13 protein-coding genes are annotated in these 21,537 nt (G+C 72.7%); 4 read left to right on the top strand and 9 right to left on the bottom strand.

Annotated features, from left to right (window positions below):
- From ABZ490_RS28045 to ABZ490_RS28035, 3 genes are all read right to left on the bottom strand, one after another.
- A partial coding sequence (locus ABZ490_RS28045) for an amino acid adenylation domain-containing protein (RefSeq protein WP_358995512.1) occupies positions 1-5,095 on the bottom strand: 5,095 nt, incomplete at its 3' end.
- Positions 5,096-5,522: 427 nt separating this feature from the next.
- Complete coding sequence (locus ABZ490_RS28040) at positions 5,523-7,742, bottom strand: ABC transporter ATP-binding protein (RefSeq protein ID WP_358995509.1); 2,220 nt, start codon at positions 7,740-7,742, stop codon at positions 5,523-5,525.
- Between the two features lie 114 nt (positions 7,743-7,856).
- Positions 7,857-8,183, bottom strand: coding sequence for a DUF5132 domain-containing protein (locus ABZ490_RS28035; protein WP_358995506.1), 327 nt, complete (start codon positions 8,181-8,183; stop codon positions 7,857-7,859).
- A gap of 406 nt (positions 8,184-8,589) precedes the next feature.
- Here ABZ490_RS28035 and ABZ490_RS28030 point away from each other — a divergent pair, with 406 nt between their 5' ends.
- The 3 genes from ABZ490_RS28030 (at position 8,590) to ABZ490_RS28020 (ending at position 12,441) form a co-directional block, all read left to right on the top strand.
- Positions 8,590-10,101 carry a family 43 glycosylhydrolase gene (locus tag ABZ490_RS28030; protein WP_358995530.1) on the top strand — a complete coding sequence of 504 codons (1,512 nt, stop codon included), beginning with the start codon at positions 8,590-8,592 and terminating at the stop codon, positions 10,099-10,101.
- A gap of 32 nt (positions 10,102-10,133) precedes the next feature.
- Positions 10,134-11,582: a family 43 glycosylhydrolase gene (locus ABZ490_RS28025; RefSeq protein WP_358995503.1), complete on the top strand. Its 1,449-nt coding sequence runs from the start codon at positions 10,134-10,136 to the stop codon at positions 11,580-11,582.
- Between the two features lie 67 nt (positions 11,583-11,649).
- The gene (locus ABZ490_RS28020; protein WP_358995500.1) at positions 11,650-12,441 is read left to right on the top strand and encodes a polysaccharide deacetylase family protein; all 792 of its coding nucleotides are present in this window, start codon (positions 11,650-11,652) and stop codon (positions 12,439-12,441) included.
- A gap of 3 nt (positions 12,442-12,444) precedes the next feature.
- Here the strand turns inward: ABZ490_RS28020 and ABZ490_RS28015 are convergent, their stop codons facing one another.
- Positions 12,445-13,662: a cytochrome P450 gene (locus tag ABZ490_RS28015; protein WP_358995497.1), complete on the bottom strand. Its 1,218-nt coding sequence runs from the start codon at positions 13,660-13,662 to the stop codon at positions 12,445-12,447.
- Positions 13,663-13,778: 116 nt separating this feature from the next.
- Here ABZ490_RS28015 and ABZ490_RS28010 point away from each other — a divergent pair, with 116 nt between their 5' ends.
- Complete coding sequence (locus tag ABZ490_RS28010; RefSeq protein WP_358995494.1) at positions 13,779-14,219, top strand: SRPBCC family protein; 441 nt, start codon at positions 13,779-13,781, stop codon at positions 14,217-14,219.
- A gap of 531 nt (positions 14,220-14,750) precedes the next feature.
- On the opposite strand, the gene ABZ490_RS28005 is transcribed toward ABZ490_RS28010, so the two are convergent.
- The 5 genes from ABZ490_RS28005 to ABZ490_RS27985 form a co-directional block, all read right to left on the bottom strand.
- Positions 14,751-15,914: an XdhC/CoxI family protein gene (locus tag ABZ490_RS28005; RefSeq protein WP_358995490.1), complete on the bottom strand. Its 1,164-nt coding sequence runs from the start codon at positions 15,912-15,914 to the stop codon at positions 14,751-14,753.
- 48 nt (positions 15,915-15,962) lie between these two features.
- On the bottom strand, positions 15,963-17,420 hold the full coding sequence (locus ABZ490_RS28000) for an NCS2 family permease (RefSeq protein ID WP_358995487.1): 1,458 nt from the start codon (positions 17,418-17,420) through the stop codon (positions 15,963-15,965).
- A gap of 76 nt (positions 17,421-17,496) precedes the next feature.
- Entirely contained in the window at positions 17,497-19,917 is a 2,421-nt protein-coding gene (locus tag ABZ490_RS27995; RefSeq protein ID WP_358995484.1) for a molybdopterin cofactor-binding domain-containing protein, read from the bottom strand.
- 5 nt (positions 19,918-19,922) lie between these two features.
- Positions 19,923-20,432 (bottom strand): (2Fe-2S)-binding protein, encoded by a 510-nt coding sequence (locus ABZ490_RS27990; RefSeq protein WP_358995481.1) that lies wholly within the window; start codon positions 20,430-20,432, stop codon positions 19,923-19,925.
- Positions 20,432-21,322 (bottom strand): xanthine dehydrogenase family protein subunit M, encoded by an 891-nt coding sequence (locus ABZ490_RS27985; protein ID WP_358995478.1) that lies wholly within the window; start codon positions 21,320-21,322, stop codon positions 20,432-20,434. The genes ABZ490_RS27990 and ABZ490_RS27985 overlap by 1 nt, the downstream gene beginning before the upstream one ends.
- Positions 21,323-21,537: the final 215 nt, after the last annotated feature.

The raw sequence follows: 21,537 nt of genomic DNA, 5'->3' as shown, positions 1-21,537 counted from the left end.
GCCGGCCGCCGTGCAGCAGCGGACCCCACAGCTCCCACACCGAGAAGTCGAACGCGTAGGAATGGAACAGCGTCCACACATCGCCGGGACCGAACTCGAACCACTGCCTCGTCGCCCCGAACAGCCGCACCACATTCGTGTGCGGAACCACCACACCCTTCGGCCGCCCCGTCGAACCCGACGTGTAGATCACATACGCGGGGTGTTCCGGAGCCGGGCCGACCTTCGGGTTCGTCTCCGGGAGACCGCCCGTGTCGAAAGCCGCCAGGTCGTCGACCACCAGCACCGGCCGGGCATCCCCGACCATGAACTCCCGCCGCGCGGCCGGGTAATCAGGGTCCAGCGGCAGATAGGCGGCCCCTGCCTTCAGCACCGCGAGCACCGCCACCACCAGCTCCGCCGACCGCGGCAACGCCAACGCGACGACATCCTCCGCACCCACACCCCGCCCCACCAACGCGTGCGCCAGACGGTTCGCCCGCCGATTCAACTCCCCGTACGACAGACGGACCTCACCCCACACGACGGCCACCGCATCCGGCGTCTCCCGCACCCGCGCCTCGAACAACCCCACCAGGGTGTCCGTCACCGGCACGGGCACGGCCGTCGGCAGCAGGGACGCGCGCTCGGTGTCGGCGAGGACGTCGATGCGGCTCAGACGGCGGGCCGGGTCGGTGGCGGCCGTGTCCAGGAGGCGGGCCCAGCGCGCGATGATCGTCCGGACCGTTCCGGCGTCGAAGAGGTCGGTGCTGTACTCCACCGTGCCGGTGAGGCCGGCCGGGGTGCCGTCGGGGGCGGTGCGTTCGGCGAGGTTGAAGGTGAGGTCGCACTTGGCGGTGCCGGTGGGGACCAGGCCCGTGGTGACGTGCAGACCGGGCAGGTCGAACTCGCCGAGGGGGGCGTTCTGGAGGGCGAGCATCGTCTGGAAGAGGGGGTGATGGGCGAGGGAGCGGGTCGGGTTGAGCTCCTCCACCAGGTGCTCGAAGGGCAGGTCCTGGTGGGCGTAGGCGGCGAGGGCGCCGCGGCGGACGCGGTCGAGGAGTTCGGTGAAGGAGGGGTCGCCGGTCAGGTCGGTGCGCAGGACGAGGGTGTTGACGAAGAAGCCGACCAGGTCGTCGGCCGCCTCGTCGGTGCGGCCGGCCACCGGGGCGCCCAGCGGGATGTCGGTGCCGGCGCCGAGCTTGCCGAGGAGGGCGGCGAGGCCGGCCTGGAGGACCATGAAGAGGCTGGCGCCGTGGGCGCGGGCCAGGTCGCTCAGGCGGCGGTGCAGTGCGGCGTCGAGGTGCAGGGGCAGCTGGGCGCCGCGGTGGGTGGTGGCGGCCGGGCGCGGGCGGTCGAAGGGCAGGTCGAGGCGTTCCGGCAGCCCGGACAGGTGCCCGGCCCAGAAGGCGAGTTGGCGGGCGGACAGGCTGTCGGGGTCGGTGCTCTCGCCGAGGAGCCGGTCCTGCCAGAGGGTGTAGTCGGCGTACTGCACGGGCAGCGGCCGCCACCGGGGCGCCTCGCCCCGGTGGCGGGCCGCGTAGGCGCGGGTGACGTCGGCGGCCAGCGGGCCGAGGGACCAGCCGTCGCCGACGATGTGGTGGACCACCAGCAGCAGCACGTGCTCGTCGGGCGTGAGCGCGAACAGCTCGGCGTGGACGGGGGGTTCGGCCGCGAGGTCGAAGGGGCGGCGGGCGGCGGCGGTGAGCCGGTCGGGCAGGGCGGCCTCGGTGGTGTCGGTGACCGGCAGCCGGGGTGCGGCCTGTTCCGGGGGCAGGATCCGCTGGACGGGCACCCCGCGCTCGTCGGGGAAGACTGTGCGCAGGCTCTCGTGGCGGGCGACGACGTCCCGCAGGGCCGCTTCCAGGGCCGCGCGGTCGAGGGTTCCGGACAGGCGCAGGGCGAGCGGGATGTGGTAGGTCGCGCCGGTGCCCTCGACGCGCTGGAGGAACCAGAGCCTGCGCTGGGCGGAGGACAGGGGGACGGCGTCGGGGCGCGGGTGCGGGCGCAGCGCGGGCCGGGCGGTGTCCGGGGTCGCGGCGTCCAGGGCTGCGGCGATCCCGGCGGGTGTGGGGGCGTCGAAGAGGTCGCCGAGGCGCGGGGCGGCGCCGAGGCCGGTGCGGATGCGGGCGAGGAGGCGCAGGGCGAGCAGGGAGTGCCCGCCGAGGGCGAAGAAGTCGTCGTCGGCGGCGACCCGGGGCACGCCGAGGACGTCGGCGAAGAGGCCGCAGAGGAGTTCCTCGCGGGGGGTGCGCGGGGCGCGGCGGCCCGGCGGGGTGGTGGGGGCGGGGGCGGGGAGGGCCCGCCGGTCGAGTTTCCCGGACGGGGTGAGGGGGAGCGCGTCGAGGGTGACGAAGGCGGCCGGGACCATGTGGTCGGGGAGCCGGTCGCGCAGATGGGCGCGCAGGTCCTCCGGGCGGGGTTCGGTGCCGGGGGCGGGGACGACGTAGGCGACGAGGCGGGTCGGGTGGCCGTCGTCGGCGCGGGCGAGGACCGTGCTGCGCGCCACCGCCGGGTGGGTGCCCAACTGGGCCTCGATCTCGGCGGGTTCGACGCGGAAGCCGCGGATCTTGACCTGGTCGTCGGCCCGGCCGAGGTAGGCGACGCCGCCCTCTCGGGTGCGGCGGACGAGGTCGCCGGTGCGGTACATGCGGGTGCCGGGCGGGCCGTAGGGGTCGGCGGTGAACCGTTCGGCGGTCAGGGCGGGGCGGCCGAGGTAGCCGCGGGCCAGGCCGCCGCCCGCGAGGTACAGCTCGCCGGGGGCTCCGTCGGGCACCGGTTGCAGGGCGCTGTCGAGGATGTGGGCGCGGATGCCGGTGACGGGGTGTCCGATCGCGGGGCGCTCGGTGGCGTCGAGGTCCGCGGTGAGCGCGTCGACGGTGCATTCGGTGGGGCCGTAGAAGTTGTGGACGCGTACGCCGTCGGCGGCGCGCAGCTCCCGCCACAGGTCCTCGGGCACGGCCTCCCCGCCCGCGACGATCACGGAGGGCCGGGGACGGCCGGGGGCGAGGAGGCCGTGGTCGAGGAGGACCCGCAGATAGGAGGGGGTGGCGTTGACGAGGTCGAGGCGGTGGCGGGCGAGGTGGGCGAGGAAGGCGTCCGGGTCGGTCCAGGTGGCGTGGTCGAGGACGTGCAGCTCGTGGCCGCCGAAGAGACAGCCGAGCTGGTCCCAGGAGGCGTCGAAGGAGAGGGAGGTGGTGAGGGCCACCCGCGTCCGGGGTGCCCGGTGGAGCGTGCGGAGCTGATGGTGGATCAGGTTGGTGACGGCCGCGTGCGGGGTGAGGACACCCTTGGGGCGGCCGGTGGAGCCCGAGGTGTGGATGACGTACGCCGGATGGCGGGGGTCGCGCGGCGCGGACGGGGCGGTGGCCGGGAGGGCGGCGGCGTCGAGGGCGTGGAGCAGGACGACGTCGGTGTGCCGGGGCAGCCGGGGCCGGGTGGCCGTGTCGGTGAGGGTGACGACGGGGCGGGTGTCGTCGAGGAGGGCGGCCAGGCGGGCGCGGGGGTGGTCCGGGTCGAGGGGGACGTAGGCCGCGCCGGTCTTGAGGACCGCGAGCACGGCCGTGACCAGGGCGGCGGAGCGCGGCAGCGCGAGGGCGACGAGGCGCTCGGGGGCGGCGCCGTGCGCGGTGAGGAGGCCGGCGATCCGGTTCGCGCGGGCGTCGAGGGCCGCGTAGGTGAGGGTGGCGTCGGGTGCGACGACGGCGACGGCGTCCGGGGTGCGGCGGGCCTGCTCCTCGAAGAGGTCGGCGAGATGGGCGGCGGGGGCCGCGGGCGCCCCGGGCCGCGCGTCGGGCCTCGGGAGGGGGACGCGGCCGACGGGGCGGTCGTCGTCGGTGCGGGCGAGGCTCTCCAGGAGGGTGGTGAGGCCTTCGCGGTGGGCCTGTCGCTCGTCCTCGTCCCAGGCGTCGGCGGCCGCCTGGAGCGCCAGGTGCGGGCCGGTGCCGTCATGGCGGTCCAGCGCCCAGACGGCGAGTTCGGTGGCGGGGCCCTCGGCGAGGCTGTGCGCGGTGGCGGGCACTCCGGCGAAGCCGAGGCCGCTCTCGAAGGACATGATGTTGACGACGGCGGAGTACACCGAGCCGGAGTCGCCGGACAGGCCGAGGTCACGGTGCATGTCCTCGCCCCGGTGGCGCTGGTGCCGGAGCGCGGCCCGCACCTCGGCGTCCGCCTGCGCGACGAGCGCGGACCAGGGCGTGCCGGGGCGTACGGTCAGCCGCAGCGGCACCATGTTGGACATCGCGGCCGGGGTCGCCGAGCACACCGGGTCGGTGCGGTCGCGGCCGGTGACGGGGAGGCCGAGGAGGAGGTCCTGGGCGCCGGTGCGGCGGTGGACGTACAGCGCGGTGGCGGCGATCAGCACACGGGACCAGCGGGTCCCGGCGCGCGCGGCGAGGGTGTGCAGGGCGGGGCGTACGCGGTCGGCGGGCAGCGGGGTGTGCCGGGGGCCTGCGGTGAGCCGGCCGGCGGAGCGGCCGATGCGGGCGGGTTCGGGGAGGTCGGCGAGGCGCCCGGTCCAGTACGCGCGGTCCTCCTCGTGGCGGGGGGAGGTGCGGTGGGCGGCGTCGGCGTCGACGACGGCGCGCAGGGAGGGGAACGGCGTCGGGTCCGGCGTACGCCCCTCGGCCAGGGCGGTGTGGACGGCGGCGACGCGGCGGGCGACGAGGGCGTAGCCGAGGCCGTCGGCGACCAGGTGGTGGTAGCTGTGGTACCAGAGATGGTGGTCGTCGGCGATCTTGATGAGGGCCTGGCTGAAGAGGCGGTCGCGGGTGAGGTCGAGGGGGCGCAGCCGGTCGGCGGTCATCCAGTCCGCGGCGGCGGCGCGCGGGGTGTCGTGGCCGCTGAGGTCGAGCAGGAGGGGTGCCCACTCCCCGGGATCGCGCCGGAGCTGGCGGGGGCCGTCGTCGGTGTCGGCGAACCCCACGTGCAGGGCCTCGTTCTCGGCGACGACCCGGCACAGCGCGGTGCGCAGGAGGTCGGTGTCCAGGGGCCCGGCGATGTCGAGGTACTCGCCGATGCGGTACGCCGGGATGACCCCGTCGGTGCGCTGTTCGGCGAGCCACAGTTCGCGCTGAGCCGCCGTCAGGGGCAGGGCGACGTCATCGCGAGCAGACATGGGGGTACCTCCAGGGGTGCCGTGGGGGAGCTGTGGCTGCCGGGGACGGGGGAGAGACGGGGCGGCGGTGGGGGCGGGGTGGTGTTCGGGAGGGGGAGGTGGTGCGGGGGCGCGGCGGTCGGGGCCCGGAGGGCGGCTTCATCCGTGGGGGCGGTGCGGGTGCGGGGGGGGAGCGGTGGGCCTGCCCCGATCGAGCCGATCCCGCCGCGCCGTGCCGTCCGTGTCCGGGCGCCGGCGGGCGGCGCCGCCCGGTGGACCGCAGGCCCGGCGTGGACTGCCGGCCCAGGGCCCCGGCCCGGCCGACCGGCCTCGGGCGCCGGACCGATGACGTCCGGCCCGGGGACCTGTTCGCCTTGTCGGCCCTCTCGGCCCTGCGTCGTACGTCGTACGTCGTCTCAGGGACCGCGTCGGCCGGTGCCCCGCAGGGTCACGCCGCCTTCTCCCCCGCCTGAAGGTGCCACAGGGAGGCGTAGAGGCCGTTCCGGGCGAGGAGTTCGGTGTGGGTGCCCTGTTCGGCGACCAGGCCGCCCCGGTCGAGGACGTGGATCCAGTGGGCGTCGCGGATGGTCGACAACCGGTGGGCGATGATGATCAGGGTGCGGTTCTCGGCGAAGGCGCGCAGGGTGCGCTGGATCGCGGCCTCGGTCTCGTTGTCCACGGCGGAGGTGGCCTCGTCGAGGACGACGACGGGCGGGTCCTTGAGGATGGCGCGGGCCAGCGCGAGGCGCTGCCGCTGGCCGCCGGACAGGGCCGCGCCGCGTTCCCCGATGAGGGTGTCGTAGCCGTCGGGCAGGGCCTCGATGAAGGGGTGGGCCTCGGCCATGCGGGCGGCCCGCTCCAGCTGGGCGTCGGTGGCGTCGAAGCTGCCGTAGCGGATGTTGTCGGCGACGCTCCCGTCGAAGAGGAACGGGTCCTGGGCGACGAAGCCGACGGAGCTGCGCAGTCCGTGCCGGGACAGGTCGCGTACGTCGCGGCCGTCGAGGAGGACCCGGCCGGAGTCGGTGTCCTGGAAGCGCATGAGGAGTCTGGCGATGGTGGTCTTGCCGGAGCCGGTGGGGCCGACGATGCCGGTGACGCGGCCCGGTGCGATGCGCAGGGAGAGGTCCTTCAGGACGGGCGGGCGGCCGGGGTAGGCGAAGGTGACGCGGTCGAGGGTGACGGCGCCCTTGACGTCGTCGCGGTCGACGGGGTGGTCGGGTCCCGCGGGTTCGGTGGGCAGGGTGTGCAGGTGCCGTACGCGGTCGTGGGCGGCGAGGGTGCGCTGGTACTGGTCGACGATGCCGCCGAGCCGGGTGAGCCGGAGCAGGACCTGCTGGGGCAGTCCGATGAGGGGGCTGAACACCTCGAAGGGGAGGGTGCCGTTGAGGACGGAGCGGCCGCCGAGGAGGAGGGTGCCGGTCATGGAGGCGGTGGTGACGGCGCGGACGGTCTCGGCGTGGCGGACCGTGGAGCGGTCGGTGCGCCCGTGGCTCTCGCGGCACACCTCGCCGAGGTCGTGGACGCGGGCGGCCTCGTACTCCTCGGTGCAGAAGCTCTTGACGGTGGCGCCGGCCTCCAGGCTGTTGACGAGCCGGCTGTGGAGGGTGGCCCGGTGCTCGCTGGAGACGGCGTAGTCGGCGGCGACGCGGTCGTGGTAGTGGAACGACAGCCAGGCCACGACCGGCATCGGCAGGAAGGCGATCCAGGCGATCTGGGGTGCGAGGAGGAGGAACGCGGGGACCAGGACCAGGAAGCTGGTGGCGAGTTGGACCACGTCGTTGGCGGAGGTGGCGAAGAACGCGCCGAGCTGGGCGACCTCCTCGGTGAGGACGCCCGCGACCCGGGTGGTGCGTTCGCCCTCCAGGTGGCGCAGTTCGAGTCGCTGCACCTGGGTGTAGGTGGCGCCCCGCCAGTCCTGCTGTACGGACTGGCCGAGCTTGCGCCATGCGACGCCCGCCGCGTAGGAGAGCGCGGCGACGGCGGCGCAGGCCACGGCGGCCGCCCCGGCGAGGAACCACAACTGGGCGGAGGCGGTGGTCAGTCCGAGGGCGAGCAGGGGGGCCGCCTGGCCCTTGATGAGGACGAGCGCGATCCAGCCGAGGAAGAGGCCGAGGGCGACCTCGGTGAGCTGGCACAGCGCCGACAGGGCGGAGGCGAGACAGAGCCGGGGCCGGTGCGGTCCGACGATGTCGAGGAGGGTGCGCAGGGACGAGGCGGGGCGCGGGGGTGAGGTCGCGTCGGCGGGCGGGGCGGCGCCGGTGGCCGCGGTGGTGACGGCCCGGCGGACGACGAGGGCGGTGGCGGTGACGACGGCGCCGAGGACGGCGAGGGGTCTGCGCAGCAGCTTGCCGGGGCCGAGGGCGAGCGCGGCCACGGTGGCGCCGCCGGCGAGCGCGAGCGTGCGGCCCGGGCCGTTCCGGGTGGGTGCCGCGGCCGATTCCGCCGTCCGGGTCACCGGTGCCGATTTCCCCTCGGACCGGGGGCGGGCACAGCGGAGAACGGCCGTCAGGGAATTCCTGAGGGCGGCGCCGATCTCGGCGGTTCCCAGGGCCGGGTCATGGAGGACCAGAACGCCTCCGGTGACCTCGCTGACGCGCGCCGTTCTGATGCCGGGAGTTTTCTCCAGCACGTCGGCGAATACGCTCGCGAGATGTCTTTTCCCCGCCATTTCGGGAATCTTCCAGCGCTGCCGCCCGGGAACGGCGGAGCACATTGTCACCAGCATGGTCATCGTCAGCGGATCCCCGTGGTCTTTCCGTGGAACGGGTACGGCGTGGGTGTTTCAGTGCGCCTTGCCGGTGGCGACCGCGGGCGGGCGCTTGGCCGGGGCCTTGTGGTGCCCGTCGGACGCGGGGGCCTTCGTGTCCGTGGGGGCCGGTTCGGTCCCGCGGGTGCCGTCACCGCCCGCCATCTGCGCGGCCACGACCTCGGCGGTGACCTCGGCGGCGAGGTCCTGGAGTCCCTCACTGGCCTCGTGGGCGGCGCGCCTGACTTCGAGGACGAGTCCGACGGAGGTCTTCACCAGTCCGCGCATCAGGGGTTTGACGACTCTTTTGGCGAGAGGTGCGGCGATGAGTCCGATCAGGAATGGGGGAACCACAGGCGGCATGACGCGCACCCTTTCTGTTCTTTCCTCTTCAATTGTTCGCGTCTCACTATTTCCGGAACCGGCCGCCGGGGCCATTTCCTCCGGCATACGCGAACCGCCTCAGGTTATCGGAGGCGGCGGCTCCGGATCCAAGCCGAGACCTGGGCTGTCACCCGTACGGGTAAGCAAGGGGCGGAAAAACATCGGGTTCCGGCCAGCCGGGCCGAAACGCCGGACTCCAGCTTTCCCATGCATTTCACAGAGCGTGCACCGTACACGCGCCTCGGAAAAAGCCCCCTTCGAACGAGCGGACTCCACCCCGCACCGCCGAAAGCATTGACGCGGACATGCGGCCCCCTTATGTTCTGGGCCGAAGTTACGAACTACGTTCGAAATTACGGACAAGGGACGGTCCTGTATGCCTCGGATGTTTCGTCGACGCCCCGGTTCGCCCGCGAAGCGCCGCCGCAGATCCCTGCTCGTCTGCGTGCTGACGCTGCTGGTGGCCCTGGTGGCGGCGACCCAGCCGGTGTCCGCGGCGGACGGCCGCCCGTACACCAACCCGCTGAAGTCGTCCAAGGGGGCCGACCCCTGGCTGGAGTACTACGACGGCAACTACTACCTGATCACCACGACGTTCACCGGCATCCTCGGCATCCGCAAGTCGCCGACCCTGGCCGGCCTGGCCACCGCGCCCAATGTGCAGGTGTGGTCGGACACCACGTCCACCCGCAACACCAACATCTGGGCACCTGAGCTCCACCAGTTCAACGGCCACTGGTACCTCTACTACTCGGCCGGGCCGAGCGGTGTCTCCTGCTGCGACTCCCAGCGCACCCATGTCCTGGAGAGCGCCGGCACCGATCCGCTGGGCCCGTACACCTACAAGGGGTCGCTCACCGGCTCCAACCTCACACCGGGCGGCTGGCTGATCGACGCCACCGTGCTCCAGGCGAACAGCAAGCTGTACCTGGTCGGCAGCGGGTTCATCAACGGCAGCAAGCAGAGCCTGGTCATCGCGCCGATGAGCAACCCGTACACGCTCTCCAGCGACAGCTTCACGATCATCTCCAGCCCCACGCTGAGCTGGGAGACCTCGGGCGCGGCGGTGAACGAGGGCCCCGAGCCGCTCTATCACGACGGCCGGACGTTCCTGACGTTCTCGGCGAGCTACTGCACCACGGCCGACTACAAGCTGGGGCTGCTGGAGCTGACCGGCTCCGATCCGCTCAGTCCGTCCTCGTGGACGAAGACGCAGTCGCCGGTCTTCCAGCGCAGTGATGCCAACGGGGTGTACGGCCCCGGGCACAACGGCTTCTTCAGCTCGCCGGACGGCACCGAGAACTGGATCGTCTACCACGCCAACTCCTCCAGCAGCGGCGGCTGCGGCAACGGGCGCACGACCCGGGCGCAGAAGTTCACCTGGAACGCCGACGGCACCCCGAACTTCGGCACCCCGGTCGCCCTCGGCACCTCGCTGCCCGGCCCGTCCGGCGAGACGGCGACGACCCCGACCGCGTACACCCTGGTCAACCGCAACAGCGGCAAGTGCCTGGACGTCGACGGCGGTGGCACGGCCGACGGCACGAACATCTTCCAGTGGACCTGCAACGGCGGGACCAACCAGAAATGGAAGATCGAGGACCTGGGCGACGACACCAACCGGCTGGTCAACGTGGCCACCGGCAAGGTCGCCGACATCGCCGACTGCGCGAGCGCGGACGGCACCGACATCCGGCAGTGGTCGTGGCTGAACAACAAGTGCCAGCGCTTCCGGCTGGTGTTCACCGCCACCGGTGACTACGTCCGGATCGTCAACGAGTCCACCGGCAAGGTCGCCGACGTCGCGAACTGCGGTACCGCGAACGGCACCGACGTACGCCAGTGGACCTGGCTGGACAACACCTGCCAGCAGTGGCGCCTCGTGCCCACCACCTGATCCCCGCAACCCCCTCCCTCAGGAGAACTCCCTTGAGACGCAACGCCGTACGGCTGCTCCTGGCCGTCCTCGTCGCCCTCGCGGCCGTCCTCACCGGCGTGGGCTCCCCCGCCCAGGCCGCCGTACCGGAATCCCCCGCCGTGACCTACACCAACCCGATCGCCGCCCAGCGCGCCGACCCGCACATCTTCAAGCACACCGACGGCTACTACTACTTCACCGCCACCGTCCCGGAGTACGACCGGATCGTGCTGCGCCGGGCGACGACCATCCAGGGCCTGTCGACGGCCTCCGAGGTCACCATCTGGACCAAGCACTCCAGCGGGATCATGGGCGCGCACATCTGGGCGCCGGAGATCCACTTCATCGACGGCAAGTGGTACGTGTACTTCGCGGCCGGGTCGACCTCCGACGTGTGGGCGATCCGGATGTACGTCCTCGAAGGCACCGGTGCCAATCCGCTGACCGCGACCTGGACCGAGAAGGGCCAGATCACGACCACCTGGGAGAGCTTCTCCCTGGACGCCACCACGTTCGTGGTCAACGGCGTCCGCTATCTCGCCTGGGCACAGCACAACCCGTCCGAGGACAACAACACCAGCCTGTTCATCGCGAAGATGTCCAACCCCTGGACGATCTCCGGGACTCCGACGGAGATCTCGCAGCCGACGCTGTCCTGGGAGACGGTGGGCTACAAGGTCAATGAGGGGCCGGCGCTGATCCAGCACGGCGACAAGGTGTTCCTGACCTACTCGGCGAGCGCCACGGACGCCAACTACTGCCTGGGGATGCTGACCGCGTCCGCGACGGCGGACCTGACCAGCGCGGCGTCCTGGACGAAGGGATCGTCGCCGGTGTTCGCGTCGAGCGCGGCGACCTCGCAGTACGGGCCGGGGCACAACTCCTTCACCGTGTCCGAGGACGGCAAGTCGGACATCCTCGTCTACCACGACCGCAGCTACAAGGACATCTCCGGTGACCCGCTGAACGACCCCAACCGGCGGACCCGGGTGCAGAAGGTGTACTGGAAGGCCGACGGCACGCCGGACTTCGGCATCCCGGTGGCCGACGGGGTCACCCCGCAGCGGTTCTCCTCCTACAACTACCCGGACCGTTTCATCCGGCACTGGGAGTACCGGGGGAAGATCGAGGCGAACGTCAGCCCGCTCGCGGACTCGCAGTTCCGGGTCGTGACGGGGCTGGCCGGCACCGGCACGGTGTCGCTGGAGTCCGCCAACTTCCCCGGCTACTACCTGCGGCACAAGAACTTCGAGGTGTGGGTGGAGAAGAACGACGGCACCTCGGCCTTCGCCTCCGACGCCAGCTTCTACCAGCGGTCCGGGCTCGCCGACTCCGCGGGAGTCTCGTACGAGTCCTCCAACTACGCGGGCCGCTACATCCGGCACTACAACTACCTGCTGTACGTGCAGACCCCGAGCACCACGACGGACAAGGGGGACGCCACCTTCTACGCCCAGTGAGGGTCGCCCGCACGGCATGACACCGAGACTATACATAGAGTGTATACACCCTATGTATAGTCTCGGCATGCCTTCTCTGACCAGGAAGATGAAGAAAACGGGGGCCGGGTTGCGTGCCGTCGCCGTCTCGGCGGCGGCCGCCTGCCTGGCGGTCACGCTCACCGGCTGCGGCGGCTTGGAGACCACCGCCCCCAGCGCCGCCCGCGCCCGCCCGGCGGCCACCGAGCAGGCGGCGGCCCGGCTGGGTGCCGTCGACTGCCGCGAGGTGAAGTGCATCGCGCTCACCTTCGACGCGGGCCCCAGCGAGCATTCGGCCCGGCTGCTCGACATCCTCGAGGAGAAACAGGTCCACGCGACCTTCTTCCTCCTGGGGAAGCGGCACATCGAGAAGTACCCGGACCTCGTACGGCGCATGGCCGCCGAGGGGCACGAGGTGGCCAGCCACACCTGGGACCACAAGATACTCACGCAGATCGAGCCGGACGAGATACGCGAGGAACTCCGGCGCCCCGACGACGCGATAGAGCGCCTCACCGGCCGCCGGCCCACGCTCATGCGCCCGCCGCAGGGCCGCACGAACGAGACCGTGCACGAGATCAGCCGCGAGGAGGGCCTCGCCGAGGTCCTGTGGACGGTGACCGCCAAGGACTACCGGACGACGGACTCCGCGCTCATCACCGAGCGCGTCCTCGCCCAGGCCGACCGGGACGGCATCATCCTGCTGCACGACCTCTACGACGGGACCGTCCCGGCCGTGCCCGGCATCATCGACGCCCTGAAGGAACGGGGTTTCGTGTTCGTCACCGTGCCCCAGCTGCTGGCTCCGGGCAAGGCCGAGCCGGGGAAGGTCTACCGCTGACCCTCACCAGATCAGGTGCAGCTCCTGCGGGGAGCGGTGGATCAGCGTCGGACGCATGACGACGGGGCGGTCCGGGTCGAGCCGCAGGCCCGGCAGTCGACGCGTCAACTCGGTCAGCGTCAGGCGGAGTTGTTCACGGGCCAGCTGGGCGCCGGGGCAGGTGTGCGGGCCGTGACCGAAGGCGAGGTGGCGGCCGGGCGGGCGGGTGATGTCGAACGCGTCCGGCCGCGGATGCCGCGCCCCGTCCCGGCCCGTCGCGCCGAAGGCGACGAACAGGGAGGCCCCGGCGGGAAGTTCGGTGCCGGCGAGAGTGAGCGGGCGGGTGGTGACCCGGCGGAAGCCCTGGAGCGCGGTGTCGTAGCGGGCGGCCTCCTCGACGGCCGCGGGGATCCGCTCCGGCTCCGCGCACAGCAGGTCCCACTGGGCGGGGTGCCGCAGCAGGTGCAGCACGCCGGTCCCGATCAGCGCGGTGGTGGTCAAGTGGCCGGCGATCACCAGGTTCTGGAGGTGGGAGACCACCTCGTGCCGTTCGTCCAGGGTGAGTTCGCCCGGTGCGGCTGCCACCGACGCGACGATCTCCGAGCACAGGTCGGGACGGGGATCGGCGTGCCGCTCCCGGGCGCACCGGTCCAGGACGCGCTGCCCGGCGACCGTGTCCTCGGCGGCGGCGATCTGCTCCTTCTCCGTCAGGGGCCGGAACAGCAGCTCCTCCGCCCGGTGACCGCCGTGCACGACGGCCGGCACATCGGCCGGGTCGAGCCCGACGATCCGCCCCACGACCTCACCGGGCAGCCGGCGCGCGAACGCGGCCATCAGCTCCACCCGCCCGGCCCCGGCGAACTCCTCGACCAGGGCGGCGGCGCGCTCCGCGGCGTACGGCAGGACGGCGGCGACCCGTGCGGGGGACAGACCGCGGACGAGGGGCGCGCGCAGCCGCTGGTGCTCCTCGCCGTCGGTGCCGACGACCACCGGCCGGCCGCCGAAACCGGTGCCGAGCACCGCGAGCGCGGCCGGCGAGGGCATCACGTCGGGGCGCAGCGCCCCCGCCGACGAGAAGTCCTCGGGCCTGCGCAGCACTTCGCGTACGTCGTGATCGCGGGCGACCAGCCAGGCGTCCAGCTCGGGCACGTGGAGCAGGCCCTCGGCCGCCCGGGCCCGTCCGTAGAGCGGGTAGGGGTCCCGCTGCAAGTCGTCCAGTGCGCCGAGCCCTGTGCGGTCCACGTGACGTCCTCCCGTGCCGGGGGTGGTGGTGCGGGGTGCGTGCGAGGTCGGCCCTCATGGTGCCGTACGGGCGTACGGCCCGACAGGGGGCGGCGCGGACTGCCTACGATCGTCGGGTGACCCTCTTCCAGCTCGAACGCACCACGCCGCTCCCCGTCGCGGAGGCCTGGCGCCGGCTCACCGAGTGGCGGCGGCACGGCGAGGTGGTCCCGCTCACCCGCGTCACCGTGGCCACTCCCCCACCAACCGGCGAGGGCACGGTGATCGTGGCCCGCACCGGTCTCGGCCCGCTGTCCTTCGACGACCGGATGGAGGTCACCGAGTGGCACCCGCCGTCCGTCGACGGGCCGGGCCGGTGCCGGCTCGTCAAACGCGGCCGGGTGGTCCGGGGCTGGGCCGAGATCGAGGTACGACCGACCCCGGACGGCCCGACCCGCGTCCTCTGGCGCGAGGACCTCACCGTCCGCTCCCTGCCCTCCCTTTTCGACCCACTGCTACGGACGGCGGGCCACCGCATGTTCGGCCGAGCGGTGGACGGGCTGCTGCGGCGGGCTTGATGGGGCAGGCGTGAGACCGGAGGCGGAGGGACCGGAGGTGGAGGAACCGGGGATGGAGGGACCGGGGATGGAGGGACCGGGGATGGAGGGCCACGCTTGCAGGGCCGCGTGTGAGGGAGCGGGGGTGGAGGGCCGACCGGAATGGGCCAGCGCGCACAGCACAGCGCGCGCAAGACCGGGACTGAAAGGCCACGCACGCACGGCCACACGCCAAAGACCGGGTACGCAGGGCCGACCCGAAAGAGCCACCCGCACAGCACAGCGCGCGCAGGGCCGGGGGTCAGGGGGCGCATGGGAAGGCCCCGCGTGCAGCACCGCCCGTGCAGCGCCGAGTCGGCAGGGCCGAGCGGATGGGACCGCGTGTGCAGGGCCACGCGTGAGGAGCCACCCCTGAGGAGCCACGCGTGAAGGGCCGGGCATGAGCGGCCAAGCACAAGGGGCCGAGCAGAAGGGCCTGGCACGAAGGGCCGCGCACGAAGGACCGGCGCGAAAGGCCGCGCTTGAGGAGCCGCGCGTGGAGGGCCGAGGCGGTCAGGCCACCGAGCTGATGTGGGCCGTCCGGCGGGTGGGGTGGTCGTGGTGGATGGGGGTGTGGGCGCCGGTGAGGGGGACTCCGGTGCCGCCGCGGCGGGCGGCGACGATCTCGGCGGCGATCGACAGGGCCGTCTCCTCGGGGGTGCGGGCGCCCAGGTCGAGGCCGATGGGTGAGCGGAGCCGGGCCAGCTCCAGTTCCGTGACGCCCACGTCGCGCAGGCGTTCGTTGCGGTCGAGGTGGGTGCGGCGGGAGCCCATCGCGCCGACGTAGGCCACGGGCAGCCGCAGGGCCAGCCGGAGCAGGGGGACGTCGAACTTGGCGTCGTGGGTCAGCACGCACAGGACCGTCCTGGCGTCCACCTCCGTGCGCTCCAGATACCGGTGCGGCCAGTCGACGACGATCTCGTCGGCCTCGGGGAAGCGGGCCCGGGTGGCGAAGACGGGGCGGGCGTCGCACACCGTGACGTGGTGGCCGAGGAACTTGCCGACCCGGACGAGCGCCGAGGCGAAGTCGATCGCGCCGAACACGATCATCCGGGGCGGCGGCACCGAGGACTCCACGAGGACGGTGAGGGGGACGCCGCAGCGGGAGCCCTGGGCGCCGATCTCCACGGTGCCGGTACGGCCGGCGTCGAGGAGGGCGCCTGCCTCGGCGGCCACCGTGCGGTCCAGTTCGGGACGGCCGCCGAGACCGCCGTCGTGCCCGCCCTCGTAGCGTCCGTCGGGGTGGACGAGGAGCGCGCGGCCCACGAGGTCCGCCGGGCCGTTGACGATCCGGGCCAGCGCCGCCGTGCCGCCGGCCGCGGCGACGGCGAGCGCGGCCGCGGCCACCGCGCGGACCGGGTCGCCGGCCCGCACCGGGGTGACCAGGACGTCGATGACGCCGCCGCAGGTGAGGCCCACGGCGAAGGCGTCGTCGTCGCTGTAGCCGAAGCGTTCGAGGACCGTCCGGCCGTCGGTGAGGGCCTCGCGGCACAGGTCGTACACCGCGCCCTCCACACAGCCCCCGGAGACGGAGCCGATCGCCGTGCCGTCGGTGTCCACCGCGAGGGCGGCGCCGGGCCTGCGGGGCGCGCTGCCGCCGACGGCCACCACGGTGGCGACGGCGAAGTCACGTCCCTCCTCGACCCACCGGTCGAGTTCCTCGGCGATGTCCAGCATGTCCTGTCTCCTTGGCGGTCGGGGTGGGGAGGGTGCGGCGACGGCCGGCTAGCGCACGCCCAGCCAGTCCTCAAAGGGATGGAGGGCGAAATAGAGCAGGAAGATGCCTGTGAGGCCCCACAGAAACGCACCGATCTCCCGCGCCCTGCCCTGAGCCGCCTTCACGGCCGTGTGGGAGACGACGCCGGCGGCCACGCCCGCGGTGATCGAGTACGTGAACGGCATCAGGACGACGGTGAGGAACACCGGGATCGCCGTGGCCCGGTCGGCCCAGTCGACGTGGCGGGCGTTCCTCAGCATCATCGCGCCGATGACCACGAGCGCGGCGGAGGCGACCTCCTGCGGGACGATCGCCGTCAGCGGGGTGAGGAAGAGGCAGGCCGCGAAGAACAGGCCGGTGACGACCGAGGCGAGGCCCGTGCGGGCGCCCTCGCCGACGCCGGTCGCCGACTCGATGAACACGGTCTGCCCCGAGCCGCCCGCCACCCCGCCGATCGCGCCGCCGGCGCCGTCGACGAGCAGCGCCCTCGACAGGCCCGGCATCCGGCCCTCGGCGTCGGCCAGTCCGGCCTCCGTGCCGACGCCGATGACGGTGGCCATCGCGTCGAAGAAGCCCGCGAGGACCAGGGTGAACACGATCATGCCGACGGTCAGCGCGCCGGCCTCGCGCCAGCCGCCGAACTCGACCTGCCCGAGGAGCGAGAAGTCGGGCATCGAGACGGCGCCGCCGTGCAGGGCGGGGGCGCCCGCCGCCCACTGCCGCGGGGCGACGACGCCGGTCGCGTCGAGGAGCACGGCGACGGCCGTGCCGCCGACGATGCCGATGAGGATCGCGCCGGGGATGTTCCGGACCTGGAGCATGAAGATCAGCAGCAGGGTGCCGGCGAACAGCAGCACCGGCCAGCCGGTCAGTTCGCCCGCCGGGCCGAGGGTGAGCGGGGTCGCCCGGCCCTGGTGGACGAAACCCGCCTTGGAGAAGCCGATCAGGGCGATGAACAGGCCGATGCCCATGGTGATGGCGTGCTTGAGGGCGAGCGGGATCGCGTCCATGACCCGCTCGCGCAGGCCGGTGACGACGAGCAGCATGATGACCACGCCGTACAGCACGCACATGCCCATCGCCTGCGGCCAGGTCATCTCCGGGGCGACCTGCGAGGACAGCACGCCGGAGACCGACAGTCCGGCGGCGAGCGCGAGGGGCACCTTGCCGACGAGGCCCATCAGCAGGGTGGTGAGGGCCGCGGCGAACGCGGTCGCGGTGATCAGCGCGGGGCGGGCGAGGGTGTCCCCGGCCGCGTCCTTGCCGGACAGGATCACGGGGTTGAGGAGCAGGATGTACGCCATCGCCATGAAGGTGGTGACGCCGCCGCGGATCTCGCGGCCGAGGGTGGATCCCCGGTGCGAGATGTGGAAGCAGCGGTCGAGCCAGGACCGGCCGGCCGGGACGCGGGTGCCGTCACCCGTGTCGTCGGCCGTGGTCCTGGGCTCCAGGGACTGCTGGGCCATGTGCCGTCTCCCGGGTTCAGAAGGGGTTGGGACGGTGCGACCCGGGGGACGGCCCGAGACGAATGGGGGGTGGCGCCTACGCCGTGCCGGTGAGGTGTTCCGGGCGGACCGGCGTCCTGTTCAGCTCCAGGCCCGTCGCGGCGCGCACGGCCGCGAGCACCGCCGGGGTGGAGGACAGGGTGGGGGCCTCGCCGATGCCGCGCAGGCCGTACGGGGCGTGGTCGTCGGCGAGTTCGAGGACGTCGACCGGAATGGTCGGCGTGTCGAGGATGGTGGGGATGAGGTAGTCGGTGAAGGAGGGGTTCTTCACCTTCGCGGTCCTCGGGTCGACGATGATCTCCTCCATGACGGCGACACCCAGGCCCTGGGTGGTGCCGCCCTGGATCTGGCCGAGCACGGAGAGCGGGTTGAGCGCCTTGCCGACGTCCTGGGCGCAGGCCAGCTCGATCACCTTGACCAGGCCCAGCTCGGTGTCGACCTCGACGACCGCCCGGTGCGCGGCGAAGCTGTACTGGACATGGCCGTTGCCCTGTCCGGTGCGCAGGTCGAAGGGCTCGGTGGGCCGGTGGCGCCACTCCTCCTCGACCTCCACGGCCTCCTCGCCGAGGACGTCCGCCAGATCGGCGAGTACCTCGCCGCCGTCGGTGACGACCTTGCCGCCCTCCAGGAGCAGTTCGGCGGTGGCCCAGGCCGGGTGATGGGTGCCGTACTTGCGGCGCCCGATGTCCAGGACCCGTTCGCGGACCAGCTCGCAGGCGTTCTTCACGGCGCCGCCGGTGACGTACGTCTGCCGGGAGGCCGAGGTGGAACCGGCGCTGCCCACCTCCGTGTTGGCCGGGTGGATGGTGACCTGGGCGACGCCCAGCTCGGTGCGGGCGATCTGGGCGTGGACGGTGACGCCACCCTGGCCGACCTCCGCCATCGCCGTGTGCACGGTGACGACGGGCTCGCCGGCCACGGCCTCCAGCCGGACGCGGGCGGTGGAGTAGTCGTCGAAGCCCTCGGAGAAGCCGACGTTCTTGATGCCGACCGCGTAGCCGACGCCCCGGACCACGCCCTCGCCGTGGGTGGTGTTGGACAGACCGCCGGGAAGCTGCCGTACGTCCGCGCCCTCGCTGGACTCCCACTGGCGCTCCGGTGGCATCGGCATCGCCTTGACGCGGCGCAGGAGTTCGGCGACGGGTGCCGGGGAGTCGACCCGCTGGCCGGTCGGCAGGAGCGTGCCCTGTTCCATGGCGTTGCGCTGCCGGAACTCCACCGGGTCCAGGCCGAGTTCCGCGGCCACCTTGTCCATCTGCGCCTCGTAGGCGAAGCAGGCCTGGACCGCGCCGAAGCCGCGCATCGCGCCGCAGGGCGGGTTGTTGGTGTAGAGGGCGATCGCCTCGATGTCGACGTCGTCGACGACGTACGGTCCGATGCCGAGGGAGGCGGCGTTGCCGACCACGGCCGGGCTGGCTGAGGCGTACGCGCCGCCGTCCAGGACGATCCGGCACCTGACGTGGGTGAGCCTGCCGTCACGGGTCGCGCCGTGCTCGTAGGCGAGCTTGGCGGGGTGGCGGTGGACGTGTCCGAAGAAGGACTCGAAACGGTTGTAGACGATCTTGACGGGTTTGCCGGTGCGCAGGGCCAGCAGACAGGCGTGGATCTGCATCGACAGGTCCTCGCGGCCGCCGAAGGCGCCGCCGACGCCGGCCAGCGTCATCCGCACCTTCTCCGGCGGGAGGCCGAGGACGGGGGCGATCTGGCGCAGGTCGGAGTGGAGCCACTGGGTGGCGATGTAGAGGTGGACGCCGCCGTCCTCCTCGGGGACGGCGAGGCCGGACTCGGGGCCGAGGAAGGCCTGGTCCTGCATGCCGAAGGTGTACTCGCCCCGGACGATCACATCGGCCCGCGCGGCGGCGGCCGCCGCGTCGCCGCGCACGATCGGCTGGCGGTGGACGATGTTCGGGTGCGACACATGGCCGATGATGGGGGTCCCCCCGGTCGAACGAAGTTGAGACTGGGGGAGGTCGGTGCGGTGCTCGTGGACGAGGACCGCGTCGGGGGCGGTCGCGGAGGCCTCGTCGGTGATGACGGGCAGCTCGCGGTACTCGACCCTGATCCTGGCGGCGGCGCGGCGGGCGGTCTCCGGGTGGTCAGCGGCGACGATCGCGACGGGCTCGCCGTGGTGGCGTACCTTGCCGTGGGCCAGGACGGGGGTGTCCTGGATCTCCAGGCCGTAGTTCTTCACCTCGGTGGGCAGGTCGTCGTACGTCATCACGGCGTACACGCCGGGTGTGGCGAGGGCCTCGCTCGTGTCGAGGGAGACGATCTCGGCGTGGGCGACGGTGGAGCGCAGGATCTGGCCCCAGAGCATGTCCTCGTGCCACAGGTCGGAGGAGTAGGCGAACTCGCCGGTGACCTTGAGGGTGCCGTCCGGGCGGAGCGTCGACTCGCCGATGCCGCCCTTGGTCCGCGAGCCCTGGGTGATCTTCGTGGGAACTCCGTTGGTCGGCATGGGGCTCAGACCGCCTCTGACTGCCGGGCGGCCGCGAGGCGGACCGCGTCCATGATCTTCTCGTAGCCGGTGCAGCGGCACAGGTTGCCCGAGAGGGCCTCGCGGATGTCCGCGTCGCTCGGGTCCGGGTTGTGCTCCAGCATCTCGTCGGCGGCGACCAGCAGACCGGGGGTGCAGAAGCCGCACTGGACGGCGCCGGCGTCGATGAACGCCTGCTGGATCGGGGCGAGGTCCGGGGTGCCGGCCGCGTCGCCGGACGAGCGCTGCCGGGCGTACTCGGCGAGGCCCTCGACGGTGACGACCTCGCGGCCCTCGGCCTGGCCGGCCGCGACCAGGCAGGCGCAGACCGGCACCCCGTCCAGGCGGACCGTACAGGAGCCGCATTCGCCCTGTTCGCAGGCGTTCTTGGAGCCGGGCAGGCCGAGGCGCTCGCGCAGGACGTAGAGCAGGCTCTCGCCCTCCCAGACGTCGTCGGCCTCCTGGGGGCGTCCGTTGACGGTGAGGTTGACGCGCATCACGCGGCTCCTTCCGAGGTGCGGCGGGTGCCGCGGTACGACTCCCAGGTCCAGGTCAGGGTGCGGCGGGCCATGACGCCGACCGCGTGCCGGCGGTAGCTCGCGGTGCCGCGGACGTCGTCGATGGGGTTGCAGGCGGCGGCGCAGAGCGTGGCGAACTCCTTGGCGACCGACGGGGTGATGATCTTCCCGTTGTCCCAGAAGCCGCCTTCCTCCAGTGCCGCGTTCAGGAAGTCCTCGGCGACCTTCGCCCGGACGGGGGTGGGGGCGGCGGATCCGATGCCGGTGCGGACCGTGCGGGTCTCGGGGTGCAGGGCGAGGCCGAAGGCGCAGACCGCGATGACCATGGCGTTGCGGGTGCCGACCTTGGAGTACTGCTGCGGGCCGTCGGCCTTCTTGATGTGGACGGCGCGGATCAGCTCGTCGGGGGCGAGCGCGTTGCGCTTGACGCCGGTGTAGAAGTCGTCGATGGGGATACGGCGGCTGCCGCGCACCGACTCGGCCTCGACCTCGGCGCCGGCCGCCAGCAGGGCGGGGTGGGCGTCCCCGGCCGGGGAGGCGGTGCCGAGGTTGCCGCCGACGCCGCCGCGGTTGCGGATCTGCGGGGAGGCCACGGTGTGCGAGGCGAGGGCCAGGCCGGGCAGCTCGGCCCGCAGGTTCTCCATGATCTGCGTGTACGGCACGGAGGCGCCCAGCCGCACGGTGTCCGCGCCGGTCTCCCATGCGGAGAGGTCGGCGACGCGAGTGAGGTCCAGGAGGTACTCGGGCCGCCGGTGGTCGAAGTTGATCTCGACCATCACATCGGTGCCCCCGGCGATCGGTACCGCGCTGGGGTGCTCGGCCTTCGCGGCGAGCGCCTCCTCCCAGCTTGCGGGGCGAAGGAAGTCCATGACCGGCTCTCTTCTTCGTCTCGTGGGTCGTACGGATCGAGCCAGATCGTGTGCGGCGGGCCCGGCTCGTTCATGTGCTGTTCACGCGCAGTGGGCTCAGTACACAGCGCCGTACTCCGACCGTGTCAGTCACGGAAACCATGAAGGAGTTGGCTGGTCGCGACAGGCATCTTGTAGATTCGTATGAACGGAGGCCATCGGAAACCTCTCCGTAT

This window comes from Streptomyces sp. NPDC005811, assembly GCF_040630405.1.
Classification (GTDB): Bacteria; Actinomycetota; Actinomycetes; order Streptomycetales; family Streptomycetaceae; genus Streptomyces.
The sequence above is the reverse complement of the archived record's forward strand: the minus strand, read 5'-3'. Positions and strand labels throughout refer to the sequence as shown.